This window comes from Tenacibaculum retecalamus (assembly GCF_027941755.1).
Classification (GTDB): Bacteria; Bacteroidota; Bacteroidia; order Flavobacteriales; family Flavobacteriaceae; genus Polaribacter; species Polaribacter haliotis_B.
In genome coordinates this window covers 418,159-438,144 of sequence record NZ_CP115916.1, presented here as the reverse complement: position 1 = coordinate 438,144, position 19,986 = coordinate 418,159, and the positions used below count along the sequence as shown (strand labels likewise).

Below are 19,986 nucleotides of genomic sequence, written 5' to 3'. Positions count from 1 at the left end.
TAAAGTTATTTTTAATGTTTTCATTTATTTAAGTGTTATTCTTTCTATTTCTAGTTTAAATTTTTCATTCTTTTTATTCCCTATCAGAATTGCTATTTCGGTTATTGTAGTTGCCGAGAAATTATCAACATTTAATTTATAACCTCTAAAAGAAGCATAAAATTTATTTAATGGCAACTCTATTTCTTCTGTACTTTTTGATGTTTGAAAAGATTGGATGTACCAAAAGCGTTGATTATTTTTAGCTTTAATTCTAAACTGATATTTTTTACCGTCTCCTTTTAGCTTGAGAACAACTTTAGTTTTATCTGTATTAAAATTAATATTTAGAGGTAATCGAGTCATTGCAAACCCACCGTTATTATCTAAAGAAACATTACCAGAAAAAATCATCTTTTTTTCTTCATCAAGCTTCATTAAAGAGTTAGATATTCCTCCCATAACGTCATCATTAGTTATGTACCAACTTTGGTTACTACTATTTTTATCAAAAATTATAATTTCATCATTCATACATAAAAAAACACTAAGTATTACCAACCATTTCATTTGCTATGTGTTTTTATTAGTAGTCTCTTAAATTTTTTATCGTTTAGAAATTTTATTATTACTTATACTTTGTTGCCTTGTACACTTAAATCTTCCTTTTTCGAATTCTCGTTTTGCTTGGTGCTTCGTACTTCTGCCTTGGACTCTTGCTCTCCATAATTTAAAACTAGAGAGCTTTAATTCTTTGCGCATTAATTCAATTACTTGTTGTTCTTTTAGTCCAAATTGAAACTTTATAGCATCAAAAGTGGTTCGATCTTCCCAAGCCATTTCTATTATTCTATCTAAATCTCTATAAGTCATAATATTGAAAAATTAATAAGCTCGCTTTTATTTATTGATTAAAGCATTTATCATTCCTTTAAAAACAAAGGCATGAAAAGGTAAAACTGAATACCAATACAAACGCCCTAAGACACCTTTAGGTCTAAACACGGCTCTTTGGTATAGTTTATCTTTTACAATCTTAAATTCTAACCAAGCCTCACCTGGTAACTTCATTTCGGCAAATAACAACAATCGTTTTTCTTTCTTATCAGCTAATAATACACGCCAAAAATCTAATGGGTCACCTGCTTCTAAATTTGTATCATGTGTTCTTCCTCTACGCAAACCTACTCCTCCAAATATTTTATCTACGTAGCCTCTTATTTTCCATAAACCATTAAAACTATACCATCCGTTTTTACCTCCTATAGACCAAATTTTATTTATTGTAAAGTCTTCATCTGTGATTTTTACAGAACGAATGTCTTTAAAACAACCATACTGCGGTATTTGAATATGATCAGACAATTGGTCTTTAAAAGTACCGCTACTAATTGCATCTTTCCAACTTGATACAACAGCGTTTTGTTCTATTCTTTGAAATGCTAACTTTACCGCATCTTTATAACAAATAGGCTGTACATCTAAAAGCTGATTAATATTACTAGCTTTAGCAATTACTTCAACCTTCATACTATCCACTAATGCTTGTGCCAGATTAAATGATGTTGATGTAACGAAATACAACCAATACGATGATAATTTTGGAGTTAACAACGGTAATGTAAAAATGTATCTTTTAAAGCCTCTTACTTCTGCAAATTGCAAAAGCATTTGCTTGTAAGTAAGTATTTCTGTTCCACAAATATCAAAAGACTTATTATATAATTCTTTGTTTCCAACTGCTCGTTCTAAAAAGGCTAACACATCTCTAATAGCAATAGGTTGTGATTTAGTATTTAACCATTTTGGAGTAACCATTAATGGTAATTTCTCTACAATATCTCTAATAATTTCAAAAGATGCACTACCACTACCTACAATAATACCAGCTCTAAATGTTGTAAGTGCGTATTTTTTTGATTGCAAGTTCTGTTCAACTTGAAAACGAGAAGCTAAGTGTTTAGACAAAGAACTATCATTAACAATACCACTTAAATATACAACTTGCTTACAATTCGTTTTTTCAACTAAGTTTTTAAAATTTTTAGCGCAACGTTGTTCTAAATCTTCAAAATTAATAGCATCAGTTGCCATTGAATGAATTAAATAATAGGCAACATCTATATCTGAAGGAAAAACAACATCCTCCGTGTTTAAAAAATCTACTTTTATAAACTCAATGTTTTTTTTATATTCTATTTCATCAGGAACTCGATTTAAATCACGTACACAACACACCAATTGATGTCCTGCTTCTTGCAATTTTAACACCAATCTTTTAGCTATATAACCTGTGGTTCCTGTGATTAGAATTTTCATTTATTTTGGTCTTTGATATGATAATCGTTTATATTTCTCTGCAACCATATAGGTATCTAAACCATTTACTGCTGCAATTTTCTCTTTTGATAGATTTAAAAAACCATCTTCTGAAAGCATTGAATCTTTAAAATACAAGTCGGTTACTTCTCCTAAAACCAAAATAGTTCCGTTTGCTTTTATATGATATTCTTCTAGAAATTTCATTCCTATTTGCAAAGGTGATTCTGTTACGTAAGGAGCGTGAAAGCTATTTTTGTACTCTGGTGTTAAATCAGTTTTATTAAATTCTGATATCCCCGATTCATATTTTGCAGAAGTATGGTGCGCATCTTCAATTATACCTTCACAAACTGCATTTACAGTGTAAAAACTTGTTTTCTTTATATTGTCATAGGTATTACGTGCTACTGTGGTAGGACGTAGTACAAATCCTAAAATTGCAGGACTAGAACCATAATGAACGACTGAGCTAAAAATAGCCAAGTTTGTTACTCCATCCTCAGATTCTGTAGCAATAAGGTTTGCTGATTTATAACCCGAAATACTGTTCATTAAGTTTATTTTATATAGATGCTCCATCTCATCTATTGCCTCTCTAGATAAATGCATTATATATTTTTATAATTATTAATTTTAATATTTGTAGCTTTTAAATCGTGCATTAAATTATACAATCCAAAAAAGGTTCTGTTAATGTAAATAAAATGCTTTGAACCTCTATTTCCATTCATTTTTTTCAACTCTGTACTTTTAGAATATTTCTCGCCTAACGCTGCTATTTTACCGAAGAAATTTTCATCAGAAAAATCAAATTCTTCTTGTTGAAACGGCTGTGTAAATAAAGATAACATCTCATAAAACAATTCTTTAAAAAAGATTATTTCTTCCTCAGTATCATCCTTTCTTAAAATTTCTAATTCATATAACTTACTTTCAAAAAAAGCTGGATTATCGATATTATCTCGCACTGCTAATTCGAAATATGGTACATAAAAACTTTGAGGAACCTCTTTCATACATCCGAAATCAATAACAATTAAATCGTTTTCTGGTGAAACCAAAAAATTACCAGGATGCGGGTCGGCATGTACTTTTTTTAAGACATGTAATTGGTACATGTAAAAATCCCATAATGCTTGTCCTAACTTATTTGAAGTTTCTTGATTCAATCCTTTTTGGGTAAACTCAGAAAGATGAACACCATCCATCCAATCCATCGTTAAAATTCGATCAGAAGAGAATTCTTCGTAATACTTCGGAAATTTTAAGTTTGGTATCTTATTACATGCATTTGCTATCTCATTACTTTGAGCTAATTCTAGTATATAATTAGTTTCTTCTAATAATTTATTTTCAACCTCTTTAAAATACTCATCAGAACCTTCACCCTTTATATTAAACATTTTCATTGCAATTGGTTTTACCATTGCTAAATCGGTAGAGATACTATTCGCAACACCTGGGTATTGAATTTTAACTGCCAATGTTTTGTTGTTTACTGTAGCCCTATGCACTTGACCGATACTTGCCGCATTTACAGATGCTACTGTAAACGTATCAAAAACCTCTTCAGGTGTTTTCTTAAAATATTTTTGAAATGTTTTTACAACTAAAGGATCAGAAAGAGGCGGAACTGAAAATTGCGATAATGAAAACTTTTCTACATAAGCGTTTGGCAACAAGCTTTTTTCCATGCTTAGCATTTGCGCTACTTTTAATGCCGATCCTTTCAGTTCTTTTAAACCGTCGTAAATATCAGTTGCATTATCTTCATTTAACTGCTCTCTTGCTTGCTCTTCTGTTTTTTTTATTTTATTACCGTAATATTTAGCATAATTCACACCAACCTTAAGCCCTGTTGTTACAAGTTTGGTTGCTCTTTCTATTTTAGATGTTGGTATTTTGTCTAGTCTTTTCATACAGATGCTCCTTTTTCTTTCCACAAAAACTTAGCTAAATCAATTACACTTTTTACAGGTGCAATTTGCTGAATATCAAAACTAGCTTTGATAGATTTTTCTATAAAAACATCTGTTTTTTCAAAGTTTGATGACTCATCATCAATCCAAAATTTCAGCACCATTAATAACTGGATCCAATAACCTTCTGAGATTGTTTTATCTTGAATTTCGTTTACTTTATCATTCTTAAAATCTATTTTTTCTAAACTAATACCACTTACAAAATGTATAAACTCAGTTCTTAATTTTTTTAAAACTGATAATTTTGAAAAGTTTGATTTCACATCTTTAAACTGAAACAAAACGTAAGATCTGTTTGCTGTTAACAATTCGAAAAAAGTAAAATAGAAACTTAATAGCTTATCTTTTGATGAGTACTCTTTATAAGCTTCCGTTTTATGTAATAAATGAATTGTTTCTTTTGCAAAGATTGCGAAAATTGATTTTTCTAAACTTTCAAAGCTTGAATAATGCTTGTAAAACTCTGACTCTTTAAAATTATTATCTTCTGCAAATGAATAAATAGAAGAAGGTTTTCCAGATATTAAAACTGAATTCATATACAGTTCTACTATTTTATCTTGGGTAATATTCTTTTTTTTGCCATAATTTTAATTATAAAATACGATGTATGCGTTTAAACTTGTTGCGATCGTCATCCATATTAAATACGGAAGTATTAGTAATGTATAAACTCTTATTTTCTTTAAATGATCAAAGGTGAAATAACCAATTAGAAACCATAATAATGTAATAGAAACTAATCCGACAATTGTTAATTGTTGGTTGAAAAAAAAGTAATTCCAACTTACATTTAAAATCCACTGAGCTATAAATAGCGAAAGTAATTTTTTGTCTAAAAATTTATACTCGAAACTTAATTTGGTCATATAAAATGAAAACAATAACATTATTGTTGTCCAAGCTGCTCCAAAAACCCAACCAGGTGGTGTCCATGGTGCTTTATTTAAAGAAAGATACCACTCTTTTTGAGAGCCATCTTCCATTAACAAGGTTCCTATACCCAGTGCTAAAAAATTAACTACTAAGAATAGTAAAAACCGTATGTATTTATTTTTTTTCAAACTTTTTGATTTTTAAATAATTGAATATCAATTGTGCTGAAAACAACATAGTAAATGCATAAAAAACGTCTTCAAACGGAATTGTAAACAATCTAAACCCCATGTTTTCATCATTATTATACCAAACAACTGGTTCATCAATAAAACTTCCGGTTAATATTCCGTTTACGATTAAAAAAGGAATTAAGATGACTAAAAAACTAGGTAAGTATTCTTGTAATGTTTTTAGATGATATTTTAACGCATAAAAAAGCAATACTAAAAAGAGTATAAAATTTATCGTTGTATATAGTTTTCCAAAATTAAAAATCAATAAAACTAATGCTGTAAGAATCAATAAAAAACTGATAATTATTGCCGCCCCTTTAGATAATTTGAATTTGGGTACTAAATATTTTAATACTTCATGAGTAAACAAACAAGCGTAGGGAATACAAAAGAAAAACAACCATTCTTCAATAGGCATTTTAAAAATTTCTATTGATAAATGATAATTTGAATTAAATCCCCAAACTCCGTATTTTGTAAACAATCCGTCCCAAATTAAAAAAGGAATTGCAACCAATAATATACTTATAAAGGCTTGTTTAAAGTATTGAATAAAATGGAATTTTTTTTCAATTATACTATACAATAACGGAATACTTAAACTACCTAAAGTTAATATGAGGTACAGATAATGACTCATTGCTTTTTCTTAAAATATTTAAAAGGTACTAATAACATTCCGAAACATTCACCATCTGGTTTACCTAAATGTTTATGGTGAATTTTGTGTGCTTTTCTTAATCCTTTTAAGTATTGATTATTGGTGTTTTTAAACCATTTAAATCGTCTATGAATTAAAACATCATGTACTAAAAAATAGGCTAATCCATATAATAAGATACCCAACCCTATGAAGAACATGTAATTTAGTTCCGGTCTAATTCCAAAATAAAAAAGCATAATACTGGGCGTCGCAAATACTACAAAAAAGGCGTCATTTTTTTCAAAAACATGTGGATATCCTGGCTGATGATGATCTTCGTGTAAAAACCAGCCGAAGCCATGCATTATGTATTTATGGGTACACCAAGTAACTCCTTCCATTATTATAAACACAGCTAATGTAATTAACATGTAGTAAAACAAAATCATAGTGAAGTATTTTTAATGATAAACTTATCTAAATAATCAGAGCTATCTTTCTTTTTAAGCATTATTTTTAAGAATGATTTATCTTCTTGTATTTTTTTATTGTATCCTAAAATTTTAGGAGTTTTTTCTTGTATAACTAATCTAACATATCTTAAATGAATATTGTTAGAATGAGTTTTAATCAACTCATCTAACCTCTTCTTTTCTTTGTTAAAAATACTTAATTTACTCCAAGGAAAAGTTTTAAACTTTGCTTGTTTCATTTGTAGTGAAATTACATATGCTTGTATATTTATGTTTTTATTTTCTTGATATGTTTCAATATACCTCAACTCATCTTTTTTAGATAAGACACTGTGATATTTAACAACATAATCTGGGGTGACATCTTGATAATTAACTAAAAAAAAACATAACAGTAATAAAAAATTTAAATTCATTAAATTAAATTTAGTTTATACTTTACATAACTTCTGGCTAGTAAATTTAGCTTCATTGAATTTGAAATACGCACTCTTTTTTCCATAATTTCGGTATGATGTACGGCTTTTAATTTTTTTAACAATCTATTATAATATCGGTAAGCCATATATACACCAAACTTAGCCTCAACTGGTAATTTTAAAACTCCATTCTGAAAAGCATACTCAAAATCTGACTCAATATCTTTAATAATTGCTAATTTTGATTGTTTATCAAAATTTTTAAAATTCACATTAGGGAAATACGATCTATTTAAATCTTCAAAATCATCTTTCAAATCGCGTAAAAAATTTACTTTTTGAAACGCAGAACCTAACCGTTGCGCTGCATTTTTAAGCTCGTCATATTTTTCTTGATTTCCATTAACAAAAACCTTTAAACACATCAACCCAACAACATCTGCCGAACCATAAATATACTCTTTATACTCCGCTTCTGTTTCATAAGTAGTTTTATACAAATCAGCTTTCATGCTTTTTAAAAAAGCTTTTACCATCTCGTCTGAAATATCATATTTCAAAACAGTGTGTATGAATGAATTTATAATAGGGTTTAAACTAATACCTGTCTTTTTTGCTGAAAAATATTCTTTTTCAAAACCAATTAGAAGACTTTCTTTATCATAATCGTGAAAAGAGTCTACAATTTCATCTGCAAATCGAACAAAGCCATAAATATTATAAATTGCCCCTCTAATACTTGGCGCCAGCATTCTTGTAGCCAACGAAAAAGATGTACTATATTTTTTAGTTACAAGCTTACTACTAGCGTAAGAAACTTCATCGAACAGTTGTTTTTTCATATTAATGGTGGTTTTTCATAATTAAATCAGAAGCAATTTTACCAGATATTAAAGCTGGTGGAACCCCTGGATATGGAACTGTTAATTGCCCTGTAAAAAATAATTTTTTCACTTTTTTACTTTTTATCTTTGGTCTTAAAAAGGCAGTTTGTGTTAAAATATTGGCCAACCCATACGCATTACCTTTATATGAGTTATAATCTTTCTTAAAATCATTAACACAAAAACTTTCTTTAAATAAGATATGTTCTTTAACAGATTGCCCTGTTAACTTCTCTAGTCGGTTTAAAATAATATTAAAATATTCTTCCCTAATCTCTGGAGTATCATTTATACCTGGAGCTAATGGTATTAAGAAAGTTGCAGCTTCTTTACCCGCTGGCGAAAAAGAACCATCTGTTATAGAGGGGAAGCTTGCATAAAATAACGGTTCTTTAGGCCAACTAGGGGTATCATAAATAGTTTTTGCATGTACATCAAAATCAGTATCGAAAAATAATGTATGATGACAAACATTTTCTAATTTTTTATCAAAACCTACATAAAATAATAGTGATGATGGTGCGAATACTTTTTTATCCCAATACTTTTCAGAATACTGCCTATATTTCTTTGGCAATAGTGTTTCTGTATGATGATAATCCGCACCACTTAAAACAATATCTGAAGAAACAAATTCTTTATTTACAACCATTCCTGTTGCTTCACCAACTTCATTTACAACAACCTCCTCTACATTTGAGTTCACCTTAAAATCAACTCCTAAATCAGTAGCTAGCGTTATCATTGCTTCAATTACTTTATACATTCCACCCTTTGGATGCCATGTACCTAAACCAAAATCAGCATAGTTCATAAAATTGTAAAATGCAGGAGTATTACTTGGTTTAGCTCCTAAAAATAAAACAGGAAACTCTAAAATTTGAATTAATTTCTTACTTTTTATTTTTTTTCTAACTTGTGTTCTTATAGTAGAGAAAAACTGTGTTATTTTTCCAATAGTAACAGGTGTTACTAATTCTAATGGAGAAACCCCTGGTTTATAAACCAAATCGTTTATAGAAACATCATAATTATATGCTGCTGATTTTAAAAAAGTTTTTAAGTGTGCTGCACTCCCTTTTTCCTCCCTTTCAAAAACTTCATATATCTCCTCTAAACTTCCAGGTATTGTAATTGAGTCTTTAACATCGAAATACACCTGGTATGCTGGAGTTAACTTTTCTAACTCATAATAATCTGAAGGTTTTTTTCCAAAATCAGCAAAAAATTTCTCAAAAACATCTGGCATCCAATACCAAGTAGATCCAATATCAAAAGTAAATCCATCTTTTATTAATTGCCTAGCTCTACCCCCTACGGTTTCATTTTTCTCTAAAACAACAACTTCATTACCTGCTTTCGCTAAATAACACGCTGCCGCAAGAGAAGAAAAACCTGAACCTATTATTAATATTTTTTTTTCAATGCGATACCTTATTAATTAATATTAGTTGCTCAATTAATTTTCTATTAAGATAAGAAATCTATTGAGTCAATCAAATTTACATTTTTTGTTTAACAAAAACAAAAAAAGAGTAAACAAAATAAAATTAACCAAAAAAACTACAATGTTTTTAACAATGATACTACTGATGGATATAGAGAAATATCAGCTTCAAAATCAATTTCTTTTACTTTTAAAGTTTTACTACCAACAGCGATTAATTGATGTTCTGTCCCCTTAATAATATCATTAATTTCCTGAAAATAACTTACAATCTTATCATCATAAGGCTGAACAGTTAATGATGTTATAAAGCAAATTTTAGTATCACTTTCAAAAAAATAATCAAGATTACTTAATGGCAAGCTTTGCCCTAGATAGATTGTTGAATTCCCCCTTAAAACAAGTTCATAGTTTAAATACATCAACCCAAGCTCATGTACCTCATTTTCTGGCAAAAATAAAACATAAGTAGTTTCTGAATTAATTACAGAATACTCTAATCTCTCTGTGCTAATTTGAATTTTCTGAGCTATTAAATTAGATATGAAATGCTCGTGCGCTGGCAACAATGTATCTGTTTGCCACAATAAACCTATATGTCCTAAAAAAGGAATAAAAACATCTTTAAAAATCTCTCTAAATGTTTTTTTATTTAACAATTTATTATAAGTATTATTAAACAAAACTTTATCAAACTGAAACATAGAGAGCTTAAACGAATTAATCGCCTCATCATCAACAGCCACTTTAAATGCCAACTCTCTTGCTTTAACAATAATCGTTTCATTAGACATTTCAGCTATTTTAGAAATTTTATGGTTATTTGTATTTAACAAAACAACATTTAACAATTTCTGTAAATTATCTGATGAATAATATCGAATATTAGTATCTGTTCTTTCTGGCGATAATAACCCATACCGTTTCTCCCAAATACGAATAGTATGCGCTTTTACCCCTGAAACATTTTCAAGATCTTTAATTGTAAAAGAATTTTTAATGTTGTTCAATTTATATCTCTTTTAATTAAACAAAGATATCTTTTTTATCTCAAAAAAAATTTACTAATTATTGCTAACGATTTTATCTTTATTTTTGAACTGAATTTTATCTTGCATCAATGATTCTTCACACTCAAATTCCTTTAAAAAAACAACAATTACATCAAATTAACTACAACTCGAAACTATTGTTATTGGGTTCTTGTTTTTCAGAAAATATTGGAAATAAATTAGCGTATTACAAATTTCAATCCGCAGTAAATCCGTTTGGTATTTTATTTCAACCTAAAGCGATTGAAACACTAATTACAAATGCTATCAATCAGAAAAAATATAGTGATGAAGACATTTTTTTTCATAACGAACGCTGGCATAATTTTGAAGCACATTCTTCGTTAAGTTCTACGGATAAAAACGAAATAACAAACAATTTAAATACTGCCAATACAGCAACACTTAACTATTTAAAAAACTCGACTCATATTGTAATAACATTGGGGACTTCTTGGGTATATCGCCATATTGAAACGGATACTATTGTTGCCAATTGTCATAAAATTCCGCAAAAAAAATTTTTAAAAGAAATTTTATCTGTCGAAGAAATTACAGAAAGCTTAGAAGCGATTATCGCCTTAATTAAAACAACAAACAACAAGGTTTCTATCATTTTTACCGTTTCGCCAGTTCGTCATTTAAAAGATGGTTTTATAGAAAATCAACGTAGTAAGGCGCATTTACTTTCGGCGATTCATCAAATTATTGAACCTCAAAATAACACGCATTATTTTCCTTCATATGAAATTATGATGGATGAATTACGAGATTATCGTTTTTATGCAGAAGATATGATTCACCCGAATAAAACAGCTATTGATTATATTTGGGAACGTTTTTCTGAAGTTTGGCTTTCTGAAGAGACTCAACAAACCATGAAAGATGTAGCAACTATTCAAAAAGGATTAACACATCGTTCTTTCAATCCTACTTCTGAAGCGCATTTAAAATTTTTAAAAAACCTTCAACAAAAAAAGGAAACACTTGAAAAAGCATTTCCTTTTATGAAATTTTTATGATTATCCGTACTAAAATGTAATCGTAAACCTGAGCTCGTTTCAGCCTCTCATCAAAAATCGCTATGTATTATAATGAGATTCCGAAATAAATTCGGAATGACGTTGAAATTATAATTTTTACTTAAAACGGAAATTCAATATGTTTTTTAGTTATTTAACCAAATACTGATCTACATTTTGCCAAGGCTCACCGTTAATCACATCAATTCCTTGATTTGCTAAAAACTGCATTGCTTGTCCGCTTCTTCCGCCACTTTTACAAACTGCAATTACTGGTTTATTCCAAGATTTAATCTCCTCTACATTTACGGGTATTACAGTTAAAACAATATGTTTTGCTCCTTCAGAATGCCCTTCGTTCCACTCAGCTAAAGTACGTACATCTAAAACTACTGCATCTTTATCTAAATATTCTTGTATTTCGTTTGCCATGTTTTTCTTTCTAAATAAATTAAATAATCCCATCCGTTTGCTATTATTAAGACAACAAATGTAATCCGTTTTCAATTAAAGTTCTGTAACTCTTGTTGCTTTTTAAACTTGTTAAATATTCTTTAAGTTCTGTTTTCACTTTAAAATTTTGCTTAAAAGCCAATTCATACAATTCTAAAGACAACAACCAATCCTCTTTAAAATCGTTTTTTAGTTTTGTAAAAACTACTGATATTTCTTTTTCTGAAACCTCAGCAGCATTTCTCATTTTTCTCACTTCATCATATAACCTATATAATTCTTTTTGCGAAGAAGTATATGCTATTTTATGTGTTTTTGTTTCTGATACTTTCCCTAAGTTCTCGAAAGAAGCTACATCCGCAGATCCTGAATATGCCGAAACTACTTCTTTACCAATTGCCATATCGTAAATTCCCCATGCTGGTTGAAATAAGACTTGCTCTTTATAAGTAACTGTGCAATTTTTTAAGGAAACTATTAGAATTTTACCTCTTAAATCACGAGTACCTGTAATTACTTTTCCTTTTACAACTACACCACTTTCAAACTCTAGCATTAAATCTTCGCCTTCATAAATTCCGTATGCTTTTAAATCACGCGGACTCATGTCTTCAATATGTAAATTGATCCCTTTTAATTTCCCTACTGGACATCCAAAACCTTCGGCGTGGTATGTAATTCCATGCCCTATCAATTCTTTATCTCTATTTGCTAAAGCTGTTGGACCTGTAGTTTGCATATACGCCACTTTCCCTTTTGCATCTTCAATTACATTTGTAAATATTCCTGACACTTGAATTCCTGTGCTTAGTTCTATGGTTCCTAAATTGTTAGAATCAATTAATTTTTGAACCCCTTTTAAACCACCTGTTCTAAGCGCCATTGTATTTGCAAATTCATTTAAAACCATGCTTAAATGTGCAAAATTAGGCGTTACAAATAATTGTGGTTGTGGTTTTGTTATATCAAAACTCATATTTGCAGCATCAACAGAATAGGCTACTTTTTTAACCTCTTCTTTCATACACCACATACTTTCTCCTATTGATGACAATAAGCCTGCTCCGTATATCTTCGGATCATCCAGTTCACCTATTAAACCATACTCAACTGTCCACCAGTGTAAGTTTCTTATTTGTGCCATTTCTGACAATTCGCCCATATTATCTTGCAGCCACTCTACTTTTTCTTGAGCTTCATTAATTTCTTTTTCTGTTGAATTTGGATTCTCTTTTAAAATAGATAATAATCTAATTGCCTCATACATTTCATAATCTTTCGATGATGAAATTGCTTTAGACCCTATTTCTCCAAATCGACGTAAATATTCAGAATACTCAGGGTTTGCTATAATTGGCGCATGACCAGCAGCTTCATGAATAATATCTGGTGCAGGTGTATATTCTATATGATTTATAGTACGCATATCTGAAGCAATCACCAAAACATTATAGGCTTGAAACTCCATAAATGCATTTGGGGGAATAAAACCATCTACCGAAACCGCAGCCCAACCAATATCTTTTAAAATACGATTCATACCTGCCATATATGGAATATTCTCAACAGAAACACCTGTTTGTTCTAATCCTTTTAAGTAAGAAGCGTGTGCTACTTTACCTAAATAATCAACATTCATACGCATTACATAACGCCAAACCGCCTGGTTTTGTGCTGTATACTCGTTATAAGGTTGTTTTACTACAAATTTGTGTAAATGCTTAGGTAATTTTTTCGTGATTTCATTTAATTCAAAATGAGACTCCATATAGTTGTTTGTTTTGCTGGGTAAATTTAAGTTTTTTATAGTTCACAAAAAATCCATATTCGTTAAATTATATATTTTGTACTTTTACCTTTATCACGAAAACAAACAATTCAAAGACATGAGAAATCGCGGAAATTTAAAAATTAGGTTTTTAATTGGTGCAGCAATTGCATTATTCGCTTTAGTAAAGTATTGTTCTAGCGCAGAAGTAAACCCCTACACTGGTAAAAAACAACATATTTCTATTTCACCAAAGCAAGAAATTGCAATTGGTTTAAGTAGTGCTCCACAAATGGCTCAACAACATGGGGGATTATACCCTAGCCAAAAATATCAAGATTTAGTAGATAATATTGGCAAAAAACTAGTAGATAATAGCATTGCCAGAGAATCTGGTTATCCTTTTGATTTCCATTTATTAAAAGATGAGAGAGCCATTAACGCTTTTGCCTTACCAGGCGGGCAAGTATTTATCACTTTTGCTTTGTTTTCTAAACTAAAAAATGAGGATCAATTAGCAGGTGTGTTGGGACATGAAATTGGTCATGTTATCGGTCGTCATTCTGCTGCTCGTATGGCTAAACAAGATTTAACTCAAGGTTTACTTTCTGGTGCTTCTGTTGGTTTTGACCCTAGTACAGCTCAAGGAATGGCATCTATTGCCAATGTAATTAATATGAAATATGGTAGAGGTGACGAACTAGAAAGTGATGATTTAGGTGTTAAATTAATGATAGATGCTGGTTACAATCCTGAAAGCTTAATTGGTGTAATGGAAATTTTAAAACAAGCAGCTGGCTCTAATAGAACTCCTGAATTTCAAAGCACACACCCAGACCCTGAAAATAGAATTGAAAAAATAAAAGAGGCCATTCGTAAGTACAGAAAATAACTACAAACGTCATTACTTCACTTTGTTCGTAATGACGTTTGTAGCTATTTGATATTTACAGATTGCTTCGTATCTCACAATGACATATTAGAAAATAATTCTGTAACATTTCTAATAAAAAAGCTACTTATAAATATAATATTCAAAATATTTAGCTATGAGTTTTGGAGGTGCAGTTTCTAGTATGGTTACCAGCATAAAAAATAATAAAAGAAATCGAAAAAGTACTTTTGAGAAACTAGAGAGCTATCAAAAAGATGACAACGACTCCTTACATTTTACTAAAAATGTTACTGAAAGTGAATTAGAAGAGATTAAATTTCGAGTAAGAAAAGAAAAAAGAAGCTCCTTAATTAAAAATATCGTGTTCTTAATTATCGCCTTTCTATTCTTATACTTTCTAGTTGGTTTTGTTATTTTTTAAAACGCAACAAACAGGATACGAACTATCTTGTATAACATCTATAAAACTGTAAATAAGTCTAGCCCTGATTGAAGCATCTGTTTGAGCTCTTTTTTATTTTTCTTAAAAAAAGCGAGTGCGGAAAGCGGGAAACAGCTTCACCTAATTTATAACAAACAATCGGTTTCGTTATTTTTTAAAAAAGAGCTAAAAATCTTTCTTACTTTTGTTTTTCAACACACAACAAATGAACAAGAAAGTAATTTTAATGATATTAGATGGTTGGGGAATTACCCAAGACCCCAAAGTATCTGCCATATATAATGCAAAAACTCCTTTTATAAATTCGCTATACGATAAATTTCCACATGCTGAATTACGTACAGACGGTGAACACGTTGGTTTACCTGAAGGACAAATGGGAAATTCGGAAGTTGGACACATGAATTTAGGTGCAGGTAGAATTGTATATCAAAATCTTGCTAAAATTAACAAAGCTGTTAAAGATGGTACTTTAGCGCAAGAGACTGAATTATTAAACGCTTTTGAATACGCTAAAAAGAATGATAAAAATGTTCATTTTTTAGGATTGGTTTCTAACGGAGGAATTCATTCTCATATAGATCATTTAAAAGGATTATTAACAACGGCAAACGAACACAACTTAAAGAACGTATTTCTTCATGCTTTTACTGATGGTCGTGATTGTGATCCAAAATCAGGAAAATATTTTATTAATGATATTGAGCAGCACATGCAAAAAACCACTGGTGAATTGGCAACAATTACAGGTCGTTATTATGCAATGGATCGTGACAATCGCTGGGAAAGAGTTAAACTAGCATATGATGCTTTAGTAAACGGAAAAGGTGATTTCTCTACAAACGCCACCGAAAGTATTCAAGAAAACTATACTGAAAAAATTACTGATGAATTCGTGAAACCTATTATTATGGTAAACGAAAACAAACAACCCAAAACAACTATTAAAGAGGGTGATGTAGTTATCTTTTTTAATTTTAGAACTGACAGAGGTCGCGAATTAACAGAAATACTAAATCAAAAAGATTTTCCTGACCTTAATACTAAAAAACTACCGTTACATTTTGTTACCATGACAAATTACGATGAAACATTTAAAAACGTTCATGTAATTTACAATAGCGATAATATTAAAAATACCTTAGGTGAAGTTTTAGAAGCTGCAAATAAAAAACAAATTAGGATTGCTGAAACCGAAAAATACCCACATGTAACATTTTTCTTTTCTGGCGGAAGAGAACAGGAGTTTAAAGGTGAAAAGCGTTTATTATGCCCATCACCAAAAGTAGCCACGTACGATTTAAAACCTGAAATGAGTGCTTATGAAATTCGCGATGCTATTGTTCCTGAATTAAAGAAAGGAACGGTAGATTTTGTATGCTTAAACTTTGCTAATGGAGACATGGTTGGTCATACTGGTGTTTTTGAGGCAGCTGTAAAAGCCTGTGAAACTGTAGATAATTGTGTAGAAAGTGTTATTACAACTGCTTTAGAAAATGATTACACAACTATTTTAATTGCCGATCATGGTAACTGTGAAACAATGATGAATCCTGATGGAACTCCTCACACAGCACATACCACAAACCCAGTACCAATGATTTTAATTGACAAAGAATTAAAATCGATAAAAAATGGTGCTTTAGGTGATATTGCTCCAACTATTTTACGACTAATGAATGTAGCGCAACCTAAAGAAATGACACAACATTCACTTATTTAAAACATTATGATAAAAAAAACAATATACACACTGATTATTTTATTAATCGTCTCTTGTGCAGCTGTACCAAAAAGCCCTGTAAAAAAGGATAAAGACGGAGACTTAATTGGTATTGCTACAAAAAAAGATTTTCAACAAGAACCATACGCTTCAGAATGGTTTAATGACTTTTACAGCTACTATGAAATAGACAAAAGTGCTACAGACAGATTAAAGCCTCATTTAAAAAATATAACTATTAAAGGTTTTATGGGAACTTGGTGTGGTGATAGCCAGCGTGAAATTCCTAACTTTTACAAAACGCTAGATCAAGCTGAATTCGACTACAAAAACTTAGAGTTAGTAACTGTAAATCGCAAAAAAACTGCGAACGGTTTAGAAAAAGGATACGATATAATTCGTGTTCCTACTTTTATATTTTATAAAAACGGAAAAGAGATTGGTCGCTTTGTAGAACACCCTGTTGATGGTAGTACAATTGAAGAGGATATTTTTAAAATAATTTCTGGTAAACCATACACACATCCGTATCAAAAATAACCGTAAATTTGCGCCTCAATATTTTTAAGATGATTAAAGCTAAAACTAGAGAAGAAATAGAAATTATGCGCGAAAGTGCATTAGTAGTATCAAGAACATTAGGTATGCTTGCCAAAGAAGTAAAACCTGGAGTCACTACTTTACACCTTGATAAACTTGCAGAAGATTTTATTCGTGAGCAAGGAGCTATTCCTGGTTTTTTAGGATTATATGATTTTCCAAATACACTTTGCATGAGTCCAAACTCACAAATTGTTCATGGAATTCCTAACAATACTCCTTTACAAGAAGGTGATATCATTTCTATTGACTGTGGTGCTATTAAAAATGATTTTTATGGAGACCATGCTTACACTTTTGCTGTAGGTGAAATTGCTACAGAAACAAAAAAACTTTTAGATGTTACTAGAGAAAGTTTATACGTTGGTATTCGTGAATTAAAGGTTGGTAACCGCGTTGGTGATGTTGGTTTTGCTATTCAAAATTTCACTGAAAAACATGGTTATGGAGTTGTTCGTGAATTGGTTGGTCATGGTTTAGGACGTGTTATGCATGAAGATCCTGAAATGCCAAATTATGGACGTAGAGGTCGTGGTAAAAAATTTATTGAAGGTATGGTTGTAGCTATCGAACCTATGACAAATATGGGAACTCATAAAATATTACAACATAACGACGGTTGGACAATTACTACTTTAGATAATAAACCTTCGGCTCACTTTGAACACGATGTTGCGATTGTTAATGGTAAACCTGAGTTACTTTCAACTTTTAAATACGTACACGAAGCTTTAGGTATTGAAACTAATGAGGAAGACGAGTTTAGAGCTTAAATTATGAAATCAAAGCAAATTATTACTGTTTTTATTGTCGGAATAATTTTTATAATTCTAGCAATTGTGTTTAAAGTACTTCATTGGATGCTTGCTCCTGAATTACTTGCAATAGGAACTTTACTTTTAATAATTTCTTTTATTTTATTTATCATAAAACTATTTACAAGTAAAAAATTTAAAGACATTTTAAATAAATAATTGAAGATTTTCAAATCCATATTAAACACGATTCCTAGGCTCTTTTTAATTAAAGCTAGTTATTTGGCTCGTCCAATAATTGCATGGTGGTTAAAAGGCAATAATTTTACCGATCCTATTGATAGTAAATCATTCCGTAAATTTTTACCTTATGGCTACGGTGTACAACGAGAAAATGCACTTTCTCCTTCTACACTATCATTAGAAAGGCATCGTTTACTTTGGTTATACTTACAAAATGAAACCGATTTTTTTTCTTCGGATAAAAAATTAAAAGTTTTACATATTGCTCCCGAGCAATGCTTTCTAGACATTTTTAGGAAACAAAAAAACTTAGAGTATATTACTTCAGATTTAGAATCTCCAATTGCTGATGTAAAGGCTGATATTTGTGATTTACCTTTTAAAGACAATGAGTTTGATGTTGTTTTTTGCAATCATGTTCTAGAACATATTCCTGATGATACCAAAGCAATGCAAGAACTCTATCGCGTTTTAAATACTGGTGGTTTTGGAATATTTCAAATTCCGCAAGACTTAAATAGAGAAATTACTTTTGAAGATGACACTATTACCGATCGTAAAGAACGTGCCCAAATATTCGGTCAATACGATCATGTACGCGTGTACGGACGTGATTACTTCAATAAACTTCGTTCTATAGGCTTTAAAGTTGATGAAGTTGACTTCACAAAAAAAATCGCTCCAGAAAAACTAGAACGATTTGCTTTAATGAAAGGCGAAATTTTACCGGTGTGTTTTAAAAATTAGTTTACAAATTCTTGTAAATTATTATCTTTATCATTGTACAATAGAACTACTTTTAGCTCAGGATGCTTTACTAAAAATTCTTTTGTTTTATCTAACCCCATAGCTAAAAAGGCAGTTGCATAAGCATCAACATCAGCACAGTCTCCTTTTAAACGCACAGACACACTTAAAAGATTACTTTCAAAAGCTAATCCAGTTTTTGGATTTACCGTATGCACAATTCTCTCTCCCTTTTCATTCATTTTATACTTCCTATAATTTCCTGAAGTAGCCATAGACTCCCCATCTAATTCAATTACTTTTTGAAGTGATCGTGTACCATCAACATTTGGTTTCTCAATAGCAACTTTCCATAATTTTGAATTCTTTTTTCCTCTTGCTCTTATCTCACCTCCTATTTCTATCAAATAATTAGTCACTTTTTTACTTTCTAAAAACCAACCAATAACATCAACACCATATCCTTTAGCAAAAGCATTCACATTAAATTCAATATGATTTGAATCACGATATACTTTACTATTTTTAAGCATTACCTTATCAAAACCAACACCAATCATCAGATTATTGATTTCTTCGGATGATAAATTTTTAATTTCATTACCCGAACCAAAACCATAGGCATTGATTAATTTGCCTATTGTTGGGTCAAAATAACCATCCGTCTCTTTATATATTCTTTTCGCTTTATCAAAAACATCTATAAACATAGCATCAACAACAATAGTTGTATCTCCTTTGTTAATTTTAGAAATATCAGAAGTAGGCACATATGTTGATAATGATTTATTCACCAAATAAAATAAGCTGTCAATCGATTTTTGATAATCAACACCGTCTAAATAAGTAATATGATAAGTTGTTCCGAAAACGAAACCTTCTAACTTAACTTCACTAACCTTATTTTCTTGTTTACAAGCTGTTAATAAAACGATTATTACTGCAGCGGCGGAAAATATTTTTTTAATCATCTTTTTAAATTTGTTGACAAAAATAATCGATTATTACTTCATAAAAGATTGTTA

General features: G+C 30.3%; 24 protein-coding genes. 8 read left to right on the top strand and 16 right to left on the bottom strand.

Features of this window, described 5'->3' with window-relative positions; genetic code table 11:
• Positions 1-24 precede the first annotated feature (24 nt).
• The 13 genes from PG912_RS02170 to PG912_RS02110 form a co-directional block, all read right to left on the bottom strand.
• Positions 25-549, bottom strand: a complete 525-nt coding sequence (locus PG912_RS02170) for a CIA30 family protein (RefSeq protein WP_275688291.1) — start codon at positions 547-549, stop codon at positions 25-27.
• A 36-nt stretch (positions 550-585) separates the two neighbouring features.
• Positions 586-852: a TIGR03643 family protein gene (locus tag PG912_RS02165; RefSeq protein WP_028890311.1), complete on the bottom strand. Its 267-nt coding sequence runs from the start codon at positions 850-852 to the stop codon at positions 586-588.
• A gap of 27 nt (positions 853-879) precedes the next feature.
• Entirely contained in the window at positions 880-2,298 is a 1,419-nt protein-coding gene (locus tag PG912_RS02160; RefSeq protein WP_275688290.1) for an SDR family oxidoreductase, read from the bottom strand.
• Positions 2,299-2,910 (bottom strand): flavin reductase family protein, encoded by a 612-nt coding sequence (locus PG912_RS02155; protein ID WP_275688289.1) that lies wholly within the window; start codon positions 2,908-2,910, stop codon positions 2,299-2,301.
• Positions 2,910-4,220 (bottom strand): ABC1 kinase family protein, encoded by a 1,311-nt coding sequence (locus PG912_RS02150; protein WP_275688288.1) that lies wholly within the window; start codon positions 4,218-4,220, stop codon positions 2,910-2,912. The genes PG912_RS02155 and PG912_RS02150 overlap by 1 nt, the downstream gene beginning before the upstream one ends.
• Complete coding sequence (locus PG912_RS02145) at positions 4,217-4,822, bottom strand: TetR family transcriptional regulator C-terminal domain-containing protein (RefSeq protein ID WP_275688287.1); 606 nt, start codon at positions 4,820-4,822, stop codon at positions 4,217-4,219. The genes PG912_RS02150 and PG912_RS02145 overlap by 4 nt, the downstream gene beginning before the upstream one ends.
• A gap of 51 nt (positions 4,823-4,873) precedes the next feature.
• Entirely contained in the window at positions 4,874-5,347 is a 474-nt protein-coding gene (locus tag PG912_RS02140; RefSeq protein WP_275688286.1) for a TspO/MBR family protein, read from the bottom strand.
• Positions 5,334-6,035 carry a lycopene cyclase domain-containing protein gene (locus PG912_RS02135; protein ID WP_275688285.1) on the bottom strand — a complete coding sequence of 234 codons (702 nt, stop codon included), beginning with the start codon at positions 6,033-6,035 and terminating at the stop codon, positions 5,334-5,336. The genes PG912_RS02140 and PG912_RS02135 overlap by 14 nt, the downstream gene beginning before the upstream one ends.
• On the bottom strand, positions 6,032-6,439 hold the full coding sequence (locus PG912_RS02130; protein ID WP_408648403.1) for a sterol desaturase family protein: 408 nt from the start codon (positions 6,437-6,439) through the stop codon (positions 6,032-6,034). The genes PG912_RS02135 and PG912_RS02130 overlap by 4 nt, the downstream gene beginning before the upstream one ends.
• A 44-nt stretch (positions 6,440-6,483) precedes the next feature.
• The gene (locus PG912_RS02125; protein ID WP_275688283.1) at positions 6,484-6,927 is read right to left on the bottom strand and encodes a hypothetical protein; all 444 of its coding nucleotides are present in this window, start codon (positions 6,925-6,927) and stop codon (positions 6,484-6,486) included.
• Complete coding sequence (locus PG912_RS02120; RefSeq protein ID WP_275688282.1) at positions 6,927-7,772, bottom strand: phytoene/squalene synthase family protein; 846 nt, start codon at positions 7,770-7,772, stop codon at positions 6,927-6,929. The genes PG912_RS02125 and PG912_RS02120 overlap by 1 nt, the downstream gene beginning before the upstream one ends.
• Position 7,773: 1 nt before the next feature.
• Positions 7,774-9,240, bottom strand: a complete 1,467-nt coding sequence (locus PG912_RS02115; protein ID WP_275689000.1) for a phytoene desaturase family protein — start codon at positions 9,238-9,240, stop codon at positions 7,774-7,776.
• Positions 9,241-9,377: 137 nt separating this feature from the next.
• A complete protein-coding gene (locus PG912_RS02110) occupies positions 9,378-10,271 on the bottom strand; it encodes a MerR family transcriptional regulator (RefSeq protein WP_275688281.1) in 894 nt (297 codons plus the stop codon).
• A gap of 110 nt (positions 10,272-10,381) precedes the next feature.
• On the opposite strand from PG912_RS02110, the gene PG912_RS02105 reads away from it, so the two are divergent.
• On the top strand, positions 10,382-11,335 hold the full coding sequence (locus PG912_RS02105; protein WP_275688280.1) for a GSCFA domain-containing protein: 954 nt from the start codon (positions 10,382-10,384) through the stop codon (positions 11,333-11,335).
• A gap of 150 nt (positions 11,336-11,485) precedes the next feature.
• Here the strand turns inward: PG912_RS02105 and PG912_RS02100 are convergent, their stop codons facing one another.
• Together PG912_RS02100 and PG912_RS02095 are read right to left on the bottom strand one after the other, a co-directional pair.
• The gene (locus tag PG912_RS02100) at positions 11,486-11,767 is read right to left on the bottom strand and encodes a rhodanese-like domain-containing protein (RefSeq protein ID WP_275688279.1); all 282 of its coding nucleotides are present in this window, start codon (positions 11,765-11,767) and stop codon (positions 11,486-11,488) included.
• 46 nt (positions 11,768-11,813) lie between these two features.
• On the bottom strand, positions 11,814-13,556 hold the full coding sequence (locus PG912_RS02095; RefSeq protein WP_275688278.1) for an aromatic amino acid hydroxylase: 1,743 nt from the start codon (positions 13,554-13,556) through the stop codon (positions 11,814-11,816).
• 118 nt (positions 13,557-13,674) lie between these two features.
• Here PG912_RS02095 and PG912_RS02090 point away from each other — a divergent pair, with 118 nt between their 5' ends.
• The 7 genes from PG912_RS02090 (at position 13,675) to PG912_RS02060 (ending at position 18,961) form a co-directional block, all read left to right on the top strand.
• On the top strand, positions 13,675-14,448 hold the full coding sequence (locus PG912_RS02090; protein WP_275688277.1) for a M48 family metalloprotease: 774 nt from the start codon (positions 13,675-13,677) through the stop codon (positions 14,446-14,448).
• 157 nt (positions 14,449-14,605) lie between these two features.
• Positions 14,606-14,872 carry a hypothetical protein gene (locus tag PG912_RS02085; protein ID WP_028890327.1) on the top strand — a complete coding sequence of 89 codons (267 nt, stop codon included), beginning with the start codon at positions 14,606-14,608 and terminating at the stop codon, positions 14,870-14,872.
• A 226-nt stretch (positions 14,873-15,098) separates the two neighbouring features.
• Positions 15,099-16,616 (top strand): 2,3-bisphosphoglycerate-independent phosphoglycerate mutase, encoded by a 1,518-nt coding sequence (gene gpmI / locus PG912_RS02080; RefSeq protein ID WP_275688276.1) that lies wholly within the window; start codon positions 15,099-15,101, stop codon positions 16,614-16,616.
• A gap of 6 nt (positions 16,617-16,622) precedes the next feature.
• Complete coding sequence (locus PG912_RS02075) at positions 16,623-17,156, top strand: thioredoxin family protein (RefSeq protein WP_275688275.1); 534 nt, start codon at positions 16,623-16,625, stop codon at positions 17,154-17,156.
• A 29-nt stretch (positions 17,157-17,185) separates the two neighbouring features.
• On the top strand, positions 17,186-17,989 hold the full coding sequence (map, locus tag PG912_RS02070) for a type I methionyl aminopeptidase (RefSeq protein ID WP_064966655.1): 804 nt from the start codon (positions 17,186-17,188) through the stop codon (positions 17,987-17,989).
• Positions 17,990-17,992: 3 nt separating this feature from the next.
• A complete protein-coding gene (locus PG912_RS02065; protein ID WP_237274366.1) occupies positions 17,993-18,190 on the top strand; it encodes a gliding motility protein GldL in 198 nt (65 codons plus the stop codon).
• Positions 18,191-18,961 (top strand): class I SAM-dependent methyltransferase, encoded by a 771-nt coding sequence (locus PG912_RS02060; protein WP_275688274.1) that lies wholly within the window; start codon positions 18,191-18,193, stop codon positions 18,959-18,961.
• On the opposite strand, the gene PG912_RS02055 is transcribed toward PG912_RS02060, so the two are convergent.
• Positions 18,958-19,932, bottom strand: a complete 975-nt coding sequence (locus PG912_RS02055; RefSeq protein ID WP_275688273.1) for an FAD:protein FMN transferase — start codon at positions 19,930-19,932, stop codon at positions 18,958-18,960. The genes PG912_RS02060 and PG912_RS02055 overlap by 4 nt on opposite strands.
• Between the last annotated feature and the right edge of the window lie 54 nt (positions 19,933-19,986).

Coding starts and splice junctions, on each gene's coding strand:
- map (WP_064966655.1), top strand. CDS start 17,186: ATGATTAAAGCTAAAACTAGAGAAGAAATAGAAATTATGCGCGAAAGT.
- PG912_RS02150 (WP_275688288.1), bottom strand. CDS start 4,220: ATGAAAAGACTAGACAAAATACCAACATCTAAAATAGAAAGAGCAACC.
- gpmI (WP_275688276.1), top strand. CDS start 15,099: ATGAACAAGAAAGTAATTTTAATGATATTAGATGGTTGGGGAATTACC.
- PG912_RS02170 (WP_275688291.1), bottom strand. CDS start 549: ATGAAATGGTTGGTAATACTTAGTGTTTTTTTATGTATGAATGATGAA.
- PG912_RS02075 (WP_275688275.1), top strand. CDS start 16,623: ATGATAAAAAAAACAATATACACACTGATTATTTTATTAATCGTCTCT.
- PG912_RS02145 (WP_275688287.1), bottom strand. CDS start 4,822: ATGAATTCAGTTTTAATATCTGGAAAACCTTCTTCTATTTATTCATTT.
- PG912_RS02055 (WP_275688273.1), bottom strand. CDS start 19,932: ATGATTAAAAAAATATTTTCCGCCGCTGCAGTAATAATCGTTTTATTA.
- PG912_RS02130 (WP_408648403.1), bottom strand. CDS start 6,439: ATGGAAGGAGTTACTTGGTGTACCCATAAATACATAATGCATGGCTTC.
- PG912_RS02125 (WP_275688283.1), bottom strand. CDS start 6,927: ATGAATTTAAATTTTTTATTACTGTTATGTTTTTTTTTAGTTAATTAT.
- PG912_RS02155 (WP_275688289.1), bottom strand. CDS start 2,910: ATGCATTTATCTAGAGAGGCAATAGATGAGATGGAGCATCTATATAAA.
- PG912_RS02165 (WP_028890311.1), bottom strand. CDS start 852: ATGACTTATAGAGATTTAGATAGAATAATAGAAATGGCTTGGGAAGAT.
- PG912_RS02085 (WP_028890327.1), top strand. CDS start 14,606: ATGAGTTTTGGAGGTGCAGTTTCTAGTATGGTTACCAGCATAAAAAAT.
- PG912_RS02090 (WP_275688277.1), top strand. CDS start 13,675: ATGAGAAATCGCGGAAATTTAAAAATTAGGTTTTTAATTGGTGCAGCA.
- PG912_RS02100 (WP_275688279.1), bottom strand. CDS start 11,767: ATGGCAAACGAAATACAAGAATATTTAGATAAAGATGCAGTAGTTTTA.
- PG912_RS02160 (WP_275688290.1), bottom strand. CDS start 2,298: ATGAAAATTCTAATCACAGGAACCACAGGTTATATAGCTAAAAGATTG.
- PG912_RS02135 (WP_275688285.1), bottom strand. CDS start 6,035: ATGAGTCATTATCTGTACCTCATATTAACTTTAGGTAGTTTAAGTATT.
- PG912_RS02065 (WP_237274366.1), top strand. CDS start 17,993: ATGAAATCAAAGCAAATTATTACTGTTTTTATTGTCGGAATAATTTTT.
- PG912_RS02105 (WP_275688280.1), top strand. CDS start 10,382: ATGATTCTTCACACTCAAATTCCTTTAAAAAAACAACAATTACATCAA.
- PG912_RS02095 (WP_275688278.1), bottom strand. CDS start 13,556: ATGGAGTCTCATTTTGAATTAAATGAAATCACGAAAAAATTACCTAAG.
- PG912_RS02120 (WP_275688282.1), bottom strand. CDS start 7,772: ATGAAAAAACAACTGTTCGATGAAGTTTCTTACGCTAGTAGTAAGCTT.